12 protein-coding genes are annotated in these 17,760 nt (G+C 69.7%); all 12 read left to right on the top strand.

Features of this window, described 5'->3' with window-relative positions; all coding sequences use genetic code 11:
- Window positions 1-790: 790 nt before the first annotated feature.
- The 12 genes from CLT72_RS21315 (at window position 791) to CLT72_RS21260 (ending at window position 17,716) form a co-directional block, all read left to right on the top strand.
- Window positions 791-1,657, top strand: coding sequence for a hypothetical protein (locus CLT72_RS21315; RefSeq protein WP_101413292.1), 867 nt, complete (start codon window positions 791-793; stop codon window positions 1,655-1,657).
- Between the two features lie 533 nt (window positions 1,658-2,190).
- The gene (locus tag CLT72_RS21310; protein ID WP_101413291.1) at window positions 2,191-2,577 is read left to right on the top strand and encodes a pilin; all 387 of its coding nucleotides are present in this window, start codon (window positions 2,191-2,193) and stop codon (window positions 2,575-2,577) included.
- Window positions 2,577-3,497 carry a TrbL/VirB6 family protein gene (locus tag CLT72_RS21305; protein ID WP_101413290.1) on the top strand — a complete coding sequence of 307 codons (921 nt, stop codon included), beginning with the start codon at window positions 2,577-2,579 and terminating at the stop codon, window positions 3,495-3,497. The genes CLT72_RS21310 and CLT72_RS21305 overlap by 1 nt, the downstream gene beginning before the upstream one ends.
- A complete protein-coding gene (locus CLT72_RS21300) occupies window positions 3,494-4,465 on the top strand; it encodes a PrgI family protein (protein ID WP_101413289.1) in 972 nt (323 codons plus the stop codon). Before CLT72_RS21305 ends, CLT72_RS21300 begins: the two co-directional genes overlap by 4 nt.
- Entirely contained in the window at window positions 4,462-6,249 is a 1,788-nt protein-coding gene (locus CLT72_RS21295) for a TraG/VirB4 family ATPase (protein ID WP_101413288.1), read from the top strand. The genes CLT72_RS21300 and CLT72_RS21295 overlap by 4 nt, the downstream gene beginning before the upstream one ends.
- Window positions 6,246-8,783, top strand: a complete 2,538-nt coding sequence (locus CLT72_RS21290) for a helicase HerA domain-containing protein (protein WP_101413287.1) — start codon at window positions 6,246-6,248, stop codon at window positions 8,781-8,783. The genes CLT72_RS21295 and CLT72_RS21290 overlap by 4 nt, the downstream gene beginning before the upstream one ends.
- A 2,537-nt stretch (window positions 8,784-11,320) precedes the next feature.
- The gene (locus CLT72_RS21285) at window positions 11,321-12,559 is read left to right on the top strand and encodes an IS701 family transposase (protein ID WP_199184735.1); all 1,239 of its coding nucleotides are present in this window, start codon (window positions 11,321-11,323) and stop codon (window positions 12,557-12,559) included.
- Window positions 12,560-12,564: 5 nt separating this feature from the next.
- Entirely contained in the window at window positions 12,565-13,455 is an 891-nt protein-coding gene (locus tag CLT72_RS21280; protein WP_486484386.1) for a replication-relaxation family protein, read from the top strand.
- Between the two features lie 562 nt (window positions 13,456-14,017).
- Entirely contained in the window at window positions 14,018-14,836 is an 819-nt protein-coding gene (locus CLT72_RS21275) for a hypothetical protein (RefSeq protein WP_199184615.1), read from the top strand.
- Between the two features lie 302 nt (window positions 14,837-15,138).
- Window positions 15,139-16,056, top strand: coding sequence for a hypothetical protein (locus CLT72_RS21270; protein WP_101413286.1), 918 nt, complete (start codon window positions 15,139-15,141; stop codon window positions 16,054-16,056).
- A gap of 127 nt (window positions 16,057-16,183) precedes the next feature.
- Window positions 16,184-16,981 carry a MarR family transcriptional regulator gene (locus CLT72_RS21265; protein WP_486484294.1) on the top strand — a complete coding sequence of 266 codons (798 nt, stop codon included), beginning with the start codon at window positions 16,184-16,186 and terminating at the stop codon, window positions 16,979-16,981.
- 99 nt (window positions 16,982-17,080) lie between these two features.
- A complete protein-coding gene (locus CLT72_RS21260) occupies window positions 17,081-17,716 on the top strand; it encodes a GGDEF domain-containing protein (RefSeq protein ID WP_101413284.1) in 636 nt (211 codons plus the stop codon).
- The last annotated feature ends 44 nt before the right edge of the window (window positions 17,717-17,760 follow it).

Here is a 17,760-nt window from a genome sequence, read left to right as displayed (position 1 = left end):
TGCACTGGCCGGTGGTGCCGCGCACTCGTAACCGGTGTCAAAGTCCTGATCAGCAACGCCGACGGACACCAATGTCAACGATGGCCGGCAATGTCAATCGCGGCTGTGTCACAGGTGCGCTGCCATCGCCGGCTGTCTCGCCACGCGCACCGCGACGGCGTGGCCGCCGTGCGCGCAGGCATTGTCACCATGTCCAACCCATTGACATTCCTCTCTGACATTGTCGCCGTAACACCACGTCTTAGGTCACGCCCGCGCTGGCCGCCATGACACGCGGTGCGTGCAGTTGTCATGTCACCGCGGCGCCCTGCGGCGTCTCGACGCAGAAGTGCCGGCGCTGGCCCCGACGACGATGGCGGCGGCGCCCGGCGCCGGCAACCATGCGCTCAACAGTGCATCGTGATCCGTCGTCGCTTGTCAGCCACCAGTGGGAGCGCAGAGTGCTGTATGAGTGAGCCGCTGTGAGCGCCTATGAGCCGCTGTGAGTGGCGCGACGGGTCGGTGTGACGAGCGCGGAGATGTGGCGGTCGGGATGTCAGGCGGACCGGGCGGCGCGGGGTCGGCCGTCACTCACAGCCCTGCCCAGCGCCACTGTCAGCTCACGCGTCGACGGAAGAAGCGGACGTGCGGGCAGCCGGCCCGGGCGTCGCGGTGACGGCGGGCCCGGGCGGCGGCATCACCGCCGTGACCTGCGGTGTCAGCGTGTGTGAGTCGGCCGTGGCGTAATCGGCTGCCCAGTCGTCGCCCCAATCGACGGCGACACCGCAACCCTTTTGTAGGAGTGGCAATCATGAGCGTGTTCCTCACGCATTGGCCGGACTCTGCGCTGGACGCCGCCGACGTGGCATTCACGGCACTGACCAGCGACCCCGAGCCCTTGTCGATCGACCTTGACCTGTTCGGCCCGGACGTTGGTTTGCCTGCGGGTGTGATGCCGCTGCCGGCGGTGCGGGACTGGCTGCTGGCGCACCCCCGCGACTTTCAGGCGCGCGACGCGGTGTGGGCCGAGGTGATCCGCCGCGCTCGGCTGGACGGGCCGCAGTGGGTCATCGCCGCGGTCGGCATGGCCATGCCAGCGCTGCGCCGCTACACCCGCCAGCTGCGCGACGGGTACCGAGGCGATCCCGAGGACATCGAAGCGGAGATCCTCACCGGGTTCCTGGCGGCGCTACGCAACCACGTCGACCTGACCCAGCCCGCCCCGTACGCGGCACTGTGTCGCGCCGGCTGGCGCGCCGGCTACAAGCTGCGCCAGCAGGCCGGCGAAACCACGCCGGTCGAGGACGTGGAGCACGTCACCGGGCCCCGCACCCCGCAGGTGCCCTACGGGCATCCGGACGTGCTGGTCCGCCGCGCCGTCCGGTTGGGAATTCTCGATCCCGACGACGAGCAGCCCTACATCGACGTGCGGCTGGGCCGCCGGGCCATCGAACCGATCGCTGCTCGGATGGGCATCACCACCGACGCCCTGCGGATGCGACTGGGTCGCATCGACACCCGCATCGCCGAAGCCCTCGCCACCGGCCTGCTCACCGGGGCCGCGTCCCCGCAGGCCGCCGCCGCCCTCGCCGCGCGCGCCGAACGACGGGCCAACCTGCGCGCCGCCAGCCGCTACCGCGCCCGCCACGACACCACGTCGGCGGCAGCCGCCGCCTGAACCATCGCCCGCACCACTTCCCACGGCGCCCCACCGACTTCCGGTGCGGGCGCCGCAACCTGTCCCACGCTCCGCCGACCCGCTCCTTGCCCACGCGCCCACCGCACCACCTACCCGCAATCGGGTCCGGGAAGTCGGCGGCTGCAGGCAGCAGCGGCACCGCCATCTGTGAGTGGCGGTGAGCTGCTGTGAGAACGAGAGGCGTTCGCCAGGGCACACAAACGGCGGTTTAAGAGTGCGAGACCGTTTCGCCCGCCACGCGGTGGGCGCCATGGTTCCGCCCGCCGCCAGGGGGCCGGGCCCACACCGGGCCGCCTCACGTACCGGACGTCTCCGGGTGCCGCGCAGTTTGGTGCGCTGACACCTCATCGAACACACCGCCAACCCGACAAGGGAGGACGTGCTCCTCCCGGGGACGGTCGTGGTTCGTGGCGCTGTCCGCGCCCGCGCCCCCTGACGCGGCGGTCCACCCGCCCTGACCGCCGACAACCGCCCCGCCGTCACTCGATGCCGGGGCCGGAGGTGACCCGCTCATGTCCCGCATCCCGGCACGTTTTCGTGCCCTCACCCACTCCCGCACCGCCCGCCGTGCCGGCCGGGTCGCCGCTGTCGCCGGGCAGGTGCTGCTGTTGCTGTCCGTGCCCGCCGCCGCGAACGCCGACACCGGCATGCCCGCGCTGGCGGCGAACTCCCTGCCGGTCGTGATCAACAACCTGCGGATGTGGCTGATCGGCATCCTCGCTGCGGTCGCCACCCTGTTCCTCGTCATCGCCGGCGTGTACTGGGCCACCGCCGGAGGCGACCCGGCGCAGGTAGAGCGGGCCAAGAGCGCGCTGCGCAACGCCCTGGTCGGCTACGGCCTGGCGATCCTCGCCCCCGTCCTGCTGCAGATCGTCAAGGGCATTGTCGGGGCACCGTGATGAGTATCCTGCTGCCTCAGATCCTGGACTGGCTGGCGGCGGCGCTCCTGGCGACCCTGGACGCGCTGTTCGGGGTGATCAGCAAAGCTCTGCTGATCACCCCGAACGTCACTGCCCTGCCGCAGGTACAGGCCCTGACCGGCCGTTCCCTGCTCGTCGTGGACACCGTCTTCGTCCTCGCGTTCCTCGCCGCCGGCGTGCTCACCATGACCGCTGGCGGCAGCGAAGGATCCCGCTACACCGTCAAGGACCTCGTCCCGAGGCTGATCGTCGGATTCGTCGCCGCCCACTTCTCCCAACTGTGGTGCGGCATGCTCACCGATGTCGCCAACGCGCTGACTGGCGCACTAACCACCCCTTCCGGGGACAGCGACGGTGCCCTACGGACCATCAAGACCCACCTCAAAGCGGGGCAGGACGCGACGCCAGCGCTGCTGTTCGTCATCTGCCTGGCGATCACCGCCGTGCTCCTCGCGTCCACGGCGTTCAGCGTGATCGTCCGCTTCGCGGTCCTGCTCGTCTTGACCGCCGCAGCTCCGATCGCGCTGGCCTGTCACGCGTTGCCGCAGACCGACCCGGTGGCCCGCCTGTGGTGGAAGGCCTACACCGGCGTGCTCGCGGTGCCGGTGGTGCAGGGCTTCACCCTCTACGCCGGGCAGTGGATGCTCACCGACCCGCAGCACATGCTGCCCGCACTCGGACTGCCCGTAGAGCCCGGCGGGGTGCTCAACCTGTTCGTCGTCATGGTCATGCTCTGGACCACACTGCGGGTACCGACCCTGATGCGCCGATACGTGAACGCCGGCGGCAGCGGCCGCGGGGCGAACATGATCGGCGCGGCCGTGCGGGTCATCGTCGTGCAGCAGGTCACCCGCTCCGTTCCCGGTCTCGGCCGCGCACTGAAGGCGGTGGGCCGATGAACACCCACCCCGACCCGTCTGACGCGGGTCGCGTCCGGATGCCCGCCGACGTCGACGCCCCGGACAAAGTCGCCTACGGGCTGACGTTCCGGCAACTGGCGATCCTCGCCCTTGCCGCCTGCGTCTTCTACGGCGCCTGGCAGAGCCTGCACACCATCGTGCCAGCACCGGTGCTCGTCGGCGCCGCCGTGGTGCTCGGCGGCCTGGTCTTCGGCATCGCCGTGGGCCGCCGCGACGGGCTGCCCCTGGACGGGTGGCTGCTGGCCGCCGTCCGGCACGCCCGAGCACCACGGGCCCTGTCAACAACCGACACGACAACGACAACCCCAGACTGGGTGCAGGCGCCGAAGAGCAGGGTGATGCTGCCGGCGCCGTTGACGCTGCCCGCCGACGCGATCGACGACGGCGGGGAGATCCGCCTCGGTAGCGCGCGGGCGGCGATGGTCGCCGCGTCGAACGTCAACCTCGCGCTGCGCACCGCCGACGAGCAGGCCGCCCTGATCGACACGTTCGGTCGGTGGCTCAACAGCCTGTCCACCCCCACCCAGATCGTGGTGTCGGCGCAGCCAGTGGACCTGCACGGCGCCGCACGCACCCTCGCTGACACGGTCGAGAAACTGCCGCACCCGGCCCTGGCGGACGCGGCAGCCGACCACGCCCGCTTCCTCGACACCCTCGCGACCCGACGGGACCCGCTGCGCCGGCAGGTCCTCATCGTCACCCGCACCAGCCCCGGGGAGCGCAGCGAACACGCGGCCCGACGGCGCGCCGACGACACCGTCCGCGCCCTGTCCGGCCTCGGTGTCACCACCCGCGCCCTGGACGGCGCGGCGGTGACCGCCGCGATCGCCGCCGCCGCCGACCCCTACCGGCCACCCCGACCCGGCGGCCTCGCCGCGCCGGATGCCGTCATCACCTCACCAGCGCCCCACCAGCCACACAGAGATGGAAGGAGCCGACAGAGATGATCCTGCGCCCCCGTACCGCGCCCGCCGAGCGCGACCGCAAGCCCCAGCAGCTGGCGGCGGCCGTCGCCCCCGCCTCGGTGGAGGTAACCCCACGGATGCTGCGCGTCGGCGACGGCTACGCCGCCACCCTCGTCGTCACCGGCTACCCGGCCGAGGTCGGCCCCGCCTGGCTCGAACCCTTGCTGTCCTGGCCTGGCCGCCTCGACCTCGCCCTGCACATCGACCCGCTGCCCGCCCCGCTCGCCGCAGCCCAGCTGCGCAACCAGCGCGCCCGCTTCGAATCCTCCCGCCGTGCCGACGCCGAACGCGGCAAACTACCCGACCCGGTGGTGGACGCGGCGGCAGAAGACGCCGCGGACCTAGCCAACCGGCTCGCCCGCGGCGCGGCGAAGCTGTTCCGCGTCGGCCTCTACCTGACCGTGCACGCCCGCACCGAAAACGAACTCCTCGAAGCCTGCGCGCAGGTCAAAGCCGCCGCCGCGTCGACCCTGATCGAGGTACAGCCCGCCACCTGGCGCCACCTCGCCGGCTGGACCACCACCCTGCCCCTGGCGACCGACAGCCTGCAGATGCGCCGCACCATGGACACCGCGGCCCTCGCCGCCGCGTTCCCCCTCGCCTCGGCGGACCTGCCCGCGCCACTGCCTGGCGACCCGCCCACCGAGGGCGGAGTGCTCTACGGGGTGAACCCCGACTCGCAGGGCATCGTGTGGTGGGACCGCTGGGCGCAGGAGAACCACAACTCCGTCGTCCTCGCACGCTCAGGCGCCGGCAAGTCGTACTTCGTGAAGCTGGAGATCCTGCGCAACCTCTACCAGCAGGTGCAGGTCGCCGTCATCGACCCCGAAGACGAATACCCGCGCCTGGCCGACGCCGTCGGCGGCACCGTGGTGCGCCTCGGCCTAGCCGGGGTAAAGGTCAACCCCCTCGACCTGCCCACCAGCGACACCCGTCCCGACGTCCTCACCCGGCGCGGCCTGTTCCTGCACACCCTCATCGCGGTGCTGCTCGGCCAGCAGCCACCCCCGACGGAACGGGCCGCCCTGGACCGGGCGATCCTCACCGCCTACCGCCAGGCCGGCATCACCGCCGACCCGGCCACCCACCACCGGCCCGCCCCACTGCTGCGCGACCTCGCCGATTGCCTACACGCCGACGACGACCCCGCCGCGCGGCAGCTCGCCGCCCGCCTCGCCCCGTGGGTGCACGGTTCGTTCTCGCACCTGTTCGACGGCCCGACCACCACCCGCCCTGACGGGCACCTGGTCGTGTGGTCGCTGCGGCACCTACCCGACGAACTGCGCACCGTCGGCACCCTCCTGGCCCTCGACGCCATCTGGCGGCAAATCGACGCGCCCGGCCCGTCAACGGCGCGGCGGCTCGTGGTGGTGGACGAGGCGTGGCTGCTCATGCGCGACGGCGAAGGCGCCCGGTTCCTGTTCCGCATGTCCAAAGCCGCCCGCAAACGCCACGCCGGCCTAGCCGTGATCACCCAGGACGTCGCCGACGTCCTCGGCAGCGACCTCGGCCACGCCGTCGTCGCGAACGCCGCCACCCAGATCCTGCTCAAGCAGGCACCGCAGGCCATCGACACCATCGGCGACGCGTTCGGCCTCACCGCCGGCGAACGCCGACTCCTCCTTGCCGCCCGCGTCGGCACCGGCCTGCTGATCTCCGGCGCCAACCGGACCAGCTTCGAAGCCATCGCCTCCGACACCGAGCACCAGCTGTGCACCACGAGGCCAAGCGAGCTGACCGACCTCGACGACGAGGAGGACCTGTGACCGCGCCCGCCACCCTCCCCACACCCACGCCCGTACCTGTCCCCGGCGGACCGGGCGCGGGCGTCGCGCCCCCGACCGAAGCGACCCGGTGGATTCTCGACGCCGCCGACTGGGCCGCACACAGGCCCTGGCTGCTCGCCGTCGCCGCGGCCACGCTGATCGCCTACGTCGCCGGCCGTAACCTCCTCGCTCTCTGGCGGCATCGCCGCCACGCCGACGGAGCCCGCCTCGTCACCATCGCCCCGCCACCCGAGGTCGACCCCCACAACGCCGCTGCCCTGTGGGCCAACCTCACCGGCACCCTCACCCCATCGCGCCGACACCGGCTGCTCTACGGCAGCCCACACGTGGTGTGGCAGTACACCTGGACCGGCCGGCGACTACTCATCAGCCTGTGGGTACCCGGCCCCATCCCACCCGGCGCCGTCGAAGCCGCCGTACGCGCCGCCTGGCCCGGCGCCACCTGCACCACCGACAACTCCGCTCCACCGCCGATACCGCTGAATGCGCCAGCCATCGTGGGCGGGCATCTGCTACCCACCGCCGCCGAGTGGCTGCCGCTCCACACCGACCACGACAACGACCCGCTGCGCGCCCTCATGTCCGCCGGATCGGGGCTACGGGCCGACGAGCACGCCTGCGTGCAGATCCTGGCCCGCCCCGCAACCGCCCGCCGCGCCCTGCGAGCCCGACGCGCCGCAACGCGGCTACGCGACGGCAAGACCGCCCTGCCCACCATCAACCCCGCCACGCCGCTGCTGTGGCTCGTCGAGGTGCTCCTGCCCGGCCGCTCCACCCACACCACCGCCCGGCCCGCAACCACAGGCCGCCGCGACCCGGGAATCGAACGCGACGTGCGAGCCATCCTCGACAAGACCTCCCACCCGCTGTGGGAAACCGCCGTGCGCTACGCCGTCGCCAAGGACAGCCGACGCGCCACCACCGACCAACGCCCTCGGCTGCGCGGCATCGCCGACACCATCGCCTCGGCGTTCGCGGTGTACTCCGGACGTAACCGCCTCACCCACCGCACCCGCATGCCCCATCCCGCCGCCATGCTGGCCCAGCGGCGCCTCAGCGGAGGGTTCCTCACCTCCACACCCGAGCTGGCCGCGCTCGCCGCCCTACCCCGCGACCTGGCGGTGCCAGGCCTGGACCGGGCCCGCGCCAAGTCCATGCCGGCACCCGTCGCTGTCCCCACCGGCGGACGGGGCGTGAAAGTCCTCGGCGACGCACAGGTCGGCGGGCACGGTGTCGCCCTGTCGGTGCCGGATTCGAGATATCACCTGCATGTGATCGGGTCGACCGGCAGCGGCAAGACGACACTGCTGGTCAACATGGCCGTCGACGACATCAAAGCCGGCCGCGGCACCGTCGTCATCGACCCCCACGGCGACCTCGTCCTCGACATCCTCGACCGGCTCCCCGCCTCCGTCGCCGACCGGGTCGTCCTGTTCGACCCCGATCAACCCAACCCACCGACGATCAACCCCCTCGCCGGCGACGACCCCGACCTCGTAGTCGACAACCTCGTGTCGATCTTCGGCAACATCTTCGCCAAAGCGTGGGGACCCCGCATGGACGACGTCATGCGCGTCGCCTGCCTCACGCTCCTGCGACACGCGAACGTCACCCTGCAGCACATCCCGCCCCTGCTCAACTCGGCGCAGTTCCGCTCCGCGATGACCGTCGACCTCGACGACCCGGCCGGACTGCGTGGCTTCTGGCAGTGGTACGACGAACTCAACCCGGCCCTGCGCTCCCAGGTCATCGGACCCGTGCTGGCCCGGCTGCGCGCCTTCCTGCTGCGCGACTTCGTCAAACGCACCATGCGCTACCCGCACTCGAGCTTCGACATGGGCGAGGTCCTCGACGGCGGTGCCCTGCTCGTTCGGATTCCCAAGGGGCAGCTCGGGGAGGACACCAGCAAGCTACTGGGCTCGCTGATCCTCGCGCAGGTGTGGCAGGCCGCCACCGCCCGCGCCAGAATCGCCCCCGACCAGCGTCGCGACGCCACGCTGATCATCGACGAGGCGCAGAACTTCCTCACCCTCGCCAACTCCCTGGACACGATGCTCGCCGAAGCCCGTAAGTACCGGCTGTCCCTCGTGCTGTCCCACCAGGACCTCGCCCAGTTCCCAAAAGACCTCCTCGCCGCCGCCTCGGCCAACGCCCGCAACAAGATCTACTTCTCCTGCGCCCCCGAGGACGCCCGCGTCCTCGCCCGCCACACCTTGCCGGAACTCGACGAGCACGACCTGACCCACCTCGACGCCTACACCGCCGCGACCCGCCTTGTCGCCGACGGCCGCCAGACACCGGCATTCACGATGAAGACCCGCCCGCCCAAGCCCGTGGTCGGGGAGACCACCGTGATCAGACAGGCCGCCGCAAAGAAGGTCGAGCCCCAGGATGCCAGCGCCATCGACGCCCTCGTCGAACGGCTGTCCCGACCAACAAAGGACGACAGCGAGCGCCGCGCGGCCGGCATCCGCGACACCAGACGGACGCCTCGTACATCCCGCTCCGCCTGACAGTCACAGATGCCCATGACGGACGAAATAGCCTTCACCGGGAGGGCCGTGGCTGGCCCCGCCATGGGCTGACTGACGCTGCTATCGGCTACCGGATGTAGTCGGGCCCCGGGTGCGGTGACGCGTTACTTCGACAACCGCGCCCGTGCGACAGCCTTGTCAGAACTCATCCAGGTCGTCTGCAATCAGGTCGGATGTTAATCGATCCTATCCCAGGAGGCGCCCTGCCTTTGCGGGCGCGCGGAACGCAGAAGGATGCGGTACCGCAGTCCCCGAACCCGCAGGAACTGCGGCCGAGAGGTCGGCCGGGTCAGTTAGCGTGCAGATTCCGACCGTCCAGCATCCGCTACGGCTAGATGACGAAGGACCGATCGCATTTATCGAGAGCCCCCTCGGCGCGGCGATTACACAAGCGCCTGGCATGATTCACGATATTCGGGTGGTGAAGGCCCTCGGAAATCGGCGTCGTTATCAATCGCTAAAGCCGCACGCCAGTCCAGTCCATTCATCATCGTAGCGTGTCGAACCGCCCGCGCCGCTGAGGCCGATCGAATTCTCGCGGCCGAATCGGGCACCGAACTAGCGGCTCGGCGCAATCGAGACAGTCCGGACCGGGGGGAAGTCACCTGGTATCGGACTTGACGCATCTCCGATAGGCTGTGACACGAAGGCGACGCACTCCGCGCCTGAAGCTTTCAGGATCGCTTGCCATACCTCTCTTAGGTGCTGTCTGCCGCTTTGCCCTAGAACCTGCTGTGGCGAAGCCACATTGCCGAGATTGGAAAATATCACGGTCACTCCGGCAAGTTCAGGCAAACTACCCCGCCGTGTGAGTTCGCGAACTACCTCGTCGGGTGACAGAGCAAAGGCGCCGGGTTGACTTAGATCGAACGGCGCGACTGTCGAGACACCGGTGTCCAGAATTACAGCCGTCCCTGAGTTGCCAAGCGTTCCGGCTGCCACGCTCAGTGCTCCAAGTGGGTCCGATTCGGGCTCGACAGGCCTCACGACACCCGCAGCCCGACCGATCTCGTCCAGCCAGTTGGACATCTCGACTCGACGCGCGCGGTTATTCTTGTTTTTGAGACGAGGAGTCGTTTGATCGACGACGGCCGGGTCCCCGTCCACCTTGATGATGCTCACTCGATTTTGGACTTCAACTGTGTATCGCACCACGTCTTCCACTTCAGCTGTGATCGCTGGGGGGACAGCATTCGCGTGACGGCCAACGACGAGGGCCAGCGGGGCATTTGATAAACGACATTCGCCGATCATCGGCGGCTGAGGACCGCCCGGTGGATTGGTAAGGCTCGCAAGCGAACAGGAACAGGTAAACCCGACCAGCGTAACGGCTGCTGTTGCCGCAACCCCCATGACGCCCCCGCGCAGTGACGTCCTGAAGGTTAAAACCTCCGAGGCTGGTGCTGGCCGAGTGCCACTCTTACCTCCGGTTCCGGGACGCCCCCCAACCTGAGCTTTAGCCGCGTTCTGGCTTCTCTTGCTCTTCCTCTTCGTCTTCGGTTTTGGTTTCGGCCCACCGTTCCCCGCTTCAACGCCCGCCCAAGCAAGCGCACTTGCCAGCAAGACGACAATGACAAATATCGCAGTCAGCCAGACTCGCCAACCACTTGGCGCGGAGTACATCGCCGTAACCACGTTGGTCAGCGCACCGCCCACTAGGGCCAGCAGCGTCCCCAACACGGCAAGGACCTTGCGACGGCTCACGGTGCAACCTCCCAGGTGAGATCGTCAATATATCTCGCTCGTCAGTCATGTGATCGGTCCAACTCGCAGCGCCGTCAGATGCCGAAGCTCAAACGTACGGATTGCTGTTGATGTCAGTACGGGCAGAGGTTGTCCCGTCGGAAGCTGAGCCTCTAAGCAGGCAGGAACCGCCGCACAGATCCGACATGTCTGAAAGCATCAGATCTGGCAGGACGAAGCGCTCCGAGCCCGATTGCGGGCTTAGCCCTTACGCACCGTCAGTTGGCTTCGGCGAGATTGGCCCGTGGTGGGAGCAGTTTTATGACCGTCACGGTGGAGTCCATCTCGTTTGGCATAGCACAGAGGCCTACACCGCACGCACGATGCAATGGCTCCTGGGCGAGCTGGTGGGGTTTCCGTGGCGTCTTCCGTCGTTGCTTCACCGCTCCTTCACCACCTCTACTCACCATCACCTCCTGCACGGAGCGCGAATGTGGCTGTCAGCGCAGCACACCGCCGGTGGCCGGCTCCGCTGACCAGAGATGACAGCTCCAGACTCCCTCCTCACAGGAGGGAGCCTCTCCGTTCTACTCGCTGAGGAGATTCCTCATGCCCTCCGGCTCGTCGACTTCTGAACCTCGCCCGCCCGAACCTCGCCCTCCTAGTACTCCAGCCGGGGATGTTGACCTTGGCTGAGCTGGGGCTTGGTGTGGTGTGTGAACGGGTGCAGCCACCGTCGATCATGGGCGGTTGTGTGGACTGACCATGACGCGGCGGTGGCTGCGGGATACAGGGTAGACGCTCAGCGGTGGCGGGTGTTGTTCGACGGCCTGATGCTGACGGTCGGGGGACGTTTCCGCAGGCCCGAGCCTCGCCGTCGGGTGCGTGACTTCGTCCGGGGCCTGCTGGCGCCGTTACCGTCGAAGAACTGCTGGACGATCGCCGAGCACGCCGGTGACAGCGGCCCGGACGGGATGCAGGACCTGTTGACCCGGGTGCGCTGGGACGACGCCGCCGTTCGTGTCGATGTCCGCGAGTTCGTCGCCCAGCACCTCGGTGATACCGAGGCGGTGCTGGTCATCGACGAGACGGGGGACCTGAAGAAGGGCCGGCACACCGTCGGTGTCCAGCGGCAGTACTCAGGCACGGCCGGGAAGATCGAGAACTGCCAGCTCGCCGTGCACCTCGTCTACGCCACCGACACCGCTCACGCGATGCTCGACGCGGCCCTCTACCTGCCGAAATCCTGGTGCGACGACCCCGAACGCCGGACACGGGCCGGTGTCCCCGAGCAGGTGCGGTTCGCCACGAAACCGCAGCTGGCGTCCCGGATGATCACCACCGCGGTCACCGCCGGGCTGCCGTGCGGGTGGGTGGCCGGCGACGAGGCCTACGGCAACGATCCACGCCTGGCCGCCCGGCTACGTCAGCTGCGCCTGGGCTACGTCCTGGCCGTGGCCCGCTCCCACCAGGTCACCACCAGCCTCGGCGTCCACCGCGTCGACGCCCTGGCCACCGGTCTTCCCACCACCGCCTGGCAGCGCATCTCCGCCGGCCGAGGCGCGAAAGGCCACCGCTGGTACGACTGGTCCTACACCGCCCTACCGCACGCCACCGACGCACACGGCGGACACCACTGGCTCCTGACCCGCCGCAACCGCCGCACCGGTGAACTGGCCTTCTACCGCTGCTGGTCACCGCAACCCGTCCCACTCCACCGCCTGGTCACGGTCGCCGGCCGCCGCTGGAAAATCGAAGAATCGTTCCAGGCCGCGAAGACCGGACTCGGCCTCGACCAGCACCAACACCGCCGCTGGACGTCATGGCACCGCTGGACCACCCTGGTGATCCTCGCCCACGCATTCCTCGCCGCCGCGACCGCCAACCACCACCATCAACCGGCCGGGCTGATCCGACTGACCGTCAACGAACTACGCCACCTGTTCCACGTCCTGATCATCGAACCCACCCGCCGCCGAGCGGACCCACTGCTCTGGTCCATCCGCCGACGACGCCACCAAGCCCAAGCCATGACCAGCCACTACACCCGACAAGACCTCACCGAGCCGTGATCACAATCCCCGGCTGGAGTACTAGGCCTCACCGGCGTTTCAGCAAGGCACACCGGCTGTCCTACCTGCGCCGGCTGACCCTGCGCGACCGGCAACTGCTGGCCTGGCTCGCCGAGCACTACGTGCTGTCCACCGCGCAGATCACCACCGCGTTGTTTCCGTCGGGGCGCTCCGCGCGGCTGCGCTTGGCCACGCTGCATCGCATCGAGGCCGTGCACCGCTTCGTCGATGTCACCACCGGTACCGGCCAGCACCTCTACACCCTCGGGCCGCTTGGCATGCTCGTGCACCCAACCACCTACACCGACCCCGAGAGCCCGGACGCCCGCCCGCCGCGCTCCAGCATTGAACGCACCGAACGCATCATCGGCAGCCCCCGCCTGCGGCACCTTCTCGGCGCCAACCAACTCTTCGTCGACCTGTACGCCTATACCCGCACTGACTCCAGTGCCCGTCTGGTGCGCTGGTGGTCCGAGCAGCACGCCACCGCCGCCTACGCCCTCGCCGACATCCGCCCCGACGGCCACGGCATCTGGCAGGCGGACGACCGCACGGTCGGGTTCTTCCTCGAACACGACAACGGCACCGAGCCTCTGCGCAAGGTGCTGCGCAAGCTGCGCGCCTACGAACGCCTCGCCGAGTTCGGCCCCCGCTACCCCGTCCTGCTTCGTGTGCCCAGCCACCGCCGCGAAGCCCACCTACTCGACGCGCTCGCCGGCATCCCGACAGCCATGCCTGTGGCCACCGGCCTGCACCACGAGCACCCCGCCGGCCCCGCCTGGACCCTCGCCGCCGACCCCGGACCACCCCGCTGGTTGCACGACCTGCCCAGCGACCACGGCCCCGACAACACCGCCACCAACCCTCACCGCTACACCGACCCCGACCACGCCTGACAGCCCCGCCGGCTCGCTCACAGCCCCCTCACACCGCAGGGCACCCGCCCGTCCTGCAGCCGCCTAGGCAGCTCCGGAAGGCTCGGCCCACGGCGAGCGCGTCTGTGAGCGGGCCCGCCACTCACAGCGACTCACACCAACCGCCCCGCAGTGGTGGTTGATCTCTCACGGTGCAGGTCACCGCCGAATCAGACCCCACCGCCGTCTGTGCCCGCTGTGAGTACCCAGGGCTACTGTTCACGGCACCACCACCCCTCACATATCGCTCCACCCTCGGTTCGGTCCCACCCCAGGGATCCTCGCCGCACCAACCCGTAGCGCCATGCCCACCCGCCTACGCCGGTCGGCACGCGCACCGCGCGGCGATTCCTCAAGGTCGCACCAACCAACCGCACCAGCGCACCACGCGCGGGCACCCATCGACCTGACCCACGTACCTGGTGGGCCTGGTCGCCTTCGCGCGCCCGCGCAACCTCCCGTTCTTGCGGCACTAGCCCGACTCACGAATCGGTGAGCCGGTCCCGCATGTCCACGTGCACCCGAATCGAAGGAGGACAACGCCATGTCCGCTGTAAACGGCACCCCGCTGACCCGTCACGGCAGCCGCGTGCCCACCATCCCGGCGCGACCCACCCGGCCGAAGGCCACCTCGACGCCTGCTGCGCCGCCAGCCCGCGTCCAGGCCACCGCTTCCCGACCGCCGGTCACGCCGGCCCCCACCATCAAGACCATGGTCATCTGTCTGCCCGACGACCTGCCGGCTCAGGCACTGACCAGCCACCAGCTCGACACGCACTTCGGTGTCGCCGGCACCCTCACCACCCTGTACTGGGCCATCCCGCGGCTACGGCTGTGGCAGCGCCACCAGCTCATCGGTACCCGCAAAGGCCACCCGACGCCGTGCGCGGGCGGACCCGTACGGCTGCTCGACCTGCCCGGTATGCGGCACGCTGCCGCCGTCGGCGCCGGTATCCGTTACCAGGGCTGGCAGCAGGTCGTCCACGGCACCCGCCCGGCCATCCCGTGGCCCGTGTTCGAGGCCCGTCACCTCACCGACCCCGACCGCTACCCCTTCGAGCGGGCGAGCGAGGACTTCCACGCCCAGCCCCGCGTGCACGCCATGCGCCTGCACGCCGCAGCCACCCCCGGCCCCGGCCAACCCAGCGTCGGTGAACTGGAGATGTATCAGGCTGGGCAGGTCGCCTACCAGCACTACCGCGCCTCCAGCGCCGTCGTCGGCGACGCGATGCTCACTGCCGACGGCCGTCACCTTGCCCCGGCCAGCGACTTCCTCGCTCACCGCATTACCTACCTCGAGCAGGCCCTGACCCATCTCGACACCCTCGGCCCCGACCAGCGTCTGCTCGCCGTCTCCCTCTAGTTACCCCGGGGGCGCCCGCCCCACACAGTCAGGGCGTTCGGCGGCCATCCCAGCACGGGTTCGGTCGCAGGCATCATCTCGTCTCGCACCCGGTCGTCAACGCAGACGCCGTTCGACACCAATTCTGCGCCATGCCGCACTGCCTGTGGGGTTGGTGATCGCGCCAACCCCGCAGGCGGGGTGACACCCCTGCCGCACCCGCCGAGAGCCCCGGGCGTGGGGCGCCGCACCCCGCTGGCCTGTGACAGGCCGCTCTGTTCCTCTTCCCGTCCCCTGTTCGTCGCAAGGAGGTCCGCGTCACCGTGTCCAACCGACTGTGGTTCCGTGTCGAGGACGTGCTGCCTCTGGCAGAACACGCCCTCGCCTGCCCCACCCACCGTCTCACCAAAGCCCAGGTCGCCGCAGGCGAGCACAACACACCGGCGCTGACCCTGCGGCGCGCCGGCTCCGGAGGACAGTTGCGTTCCAACGGCGTGCCGGTCTGGCACACCACGCATGGCGCCGAACAGGTCGCCTACGGCGGATCGTGGCGGCTCGTAGGCGCGGCCATGGAGCCTGATCACCACTGGTATCTGCCGCTGCGGCACCCCGATCCCGACGGGCGTCGCCTCATTGACGTCCTACGCGCTGGCCGCGCCCTCGACCGCGACTGGCTCGCGATCGACACCGACACCGGGCCCGGTTGCACGCTCGACGCCAGACACGTGCAGCTGTCCGACCACCGCGCCGACATCGCCCCACCCCACGTGCGTTGGCGTTCGGTCATGGTCACCTCACGGAAGGCCGGCGACGGGGTCTACCCCGCGCTGGTCGCCGATGGCTACGACGCCGGTGAGGACGGATACCTGATCTGCCGCTTCCACCCGCACACCGTCCGCCAGATGGCCGCGGACCTCGCCGGGCCGTGGCGCGCGGGCACGATGCCGGGGGAGTACCCGCTGCTGTGCTTCGACGGCACCACCGCCGTGCTGCTCGAAGAGACCGACGTCGGCGACGACATCCGTCTCGACGTCGACGACCGCTGCTACCCCGACCGGGACGGCTACTACAGCATCGGCGCCTACCGGTGGCTCTGGCACACCTCACCCACGGACGCCATGCCCATCCGGGAGCGGCTCCGGCTGCACCTGGCCGCCCTGTCCGGCCGCCTGCGCGCTATCACCGCCACCGGTCGCCCGTCTCGGCAGTCTTCCGCCGCTCACGACGATCCACCGTTCTGACCCCGCGACATACCCCGCTGCCACCGAGCCGGATCTCGGATGTCCCGAGATCTGCCCATCGCACTTGATCGCCGCCGCGAACGAAGCGTGGATCAGTGCTGACCTCACACATAGAAGGGAGATGCCCATGACCGACGCGCCAGAATCCGTACCGGCACACGCCATGTTCAAGGTCCTCGCTGCCCTCGCTGAACTTGGCGAAGCCACCGCCGCCGCCGTCGCCGACAAGGCCGGCCTCGGCTACTCCACGGCCACGGCCAAACTCCGTGCGCTGGAGCACACCGGGCAGGCCGAACCCGTCCGCACCGAAGACAAGCGCGCGGTGTGGCGGCTGACCGATGCCGGCCGCACCACCGTCGGCACCGACCCTAGCCCTCCGCTGGCCCACGACACTGGCACGCCGTTCGAAGCCCCGGCCCAGACCAGTGCCGACGACCCCGCCGAGGAATGCGACACCATCGACGATGCCGAGACCGCTGACGAGGAACCAACCACCCCGCAACCTGCCAATCCCGCCGACACCCCGCCAGCCGCTGCCTCCAGCGCCACGGTCGACGCACTCTCACAGGCCGATGGTGCAGCGGCAGAACCAGCGGTCGCATCCGACCCGGACAGCGAGCACCCCGCCGGGGTGTCGGAGGACGCCCCGCCGGCCCCGACCATCGAGGCGGGCACCTCGACCGCGGGTAGCCGCCGGACGAAGGGCTCGCTGAGAGGGGCGGTGCTCGATGTTCTCGAAGCGCACCCTGACCGGGCCTACAAGACCAGTGAGCTGTGCAAGCTGATCGACGCCGCGAACGCCGGCACCGATGCGAAGAAAGCCAGCGCGGGCGCGGTCAACAACGCGTTGTTCAAGCTGGTCGCCGCCGGCAAGGCCGTGCAGACCGTCGACAAGCCCGCCACCTTCCAACTCGCCCCCGCCTAACCGGCGGACTGTTCAAGCAGCGGCAGCCCAGGGGCGGGCGTGAAGTGGCCGCTACCCGCCCGCCCCCGGTGTTGCTCCTTCCCGAAAGGAGCGAACTCAGTGTCTCAAATCGTGCACGCGGCGCTTACCGCCGCCGGCGGGATCCTCGCCGGTCTCGCCCTCGCCGCCGCCATGCTGTGGCGCCAGCAGCACGCCCTGCGGACGGCCCGCCACGACGCCACCCACGACGACGTCACCGGCCTACCCAACCGCAGGCTGTTCCTGGCCCACCTGCGTACCGCCTTGGAGAACAACACTCCGGTCGGGGTGGTGCTGCTGGACCTCAACCACTTCAAGGCCGTCAACGACACCCTCGGCCACGAAGTCGGCAACGACCTGCTCAACCAAGTCGGCCGACGCCTGGCCAGCCTTCCCACCCCCGTGCGTCTCGCCGCCCGGCTCTCCGGCGACGAGTTCGCACTGCTCGTCACCGGTGACCGCGACGACACCACCGCAGCAGCCCACGCCGCATGGCAGGCGATCGCCGGCAACTCCATCCGCGTCGTCAACGGCGACCTTCGCGTGACCGCCTCGGTCGGCTACACCCACACCCACCACCCGAACACCAGCATCCGACACCTGCTCACCCAGGCCGACTGCGCGATGTACGAGGCAAAAAGCGACGGCAGCGGCGTACGCGAATACCTACACCACCGCACACCAACAGTGCGCAGCCGCGACCGCCATCCCCGCTGACCTGCCCTACCCGCACGCACAGGACCCCGCAGTCCTCCGGCTGC

The sequence above is a fragment of the Micromonospora sp. CNZ309 genome (assembly GCF_002846525.1).
This window is presented reverse-complemented; position numbering and strand designations above follow the sequence as displayed.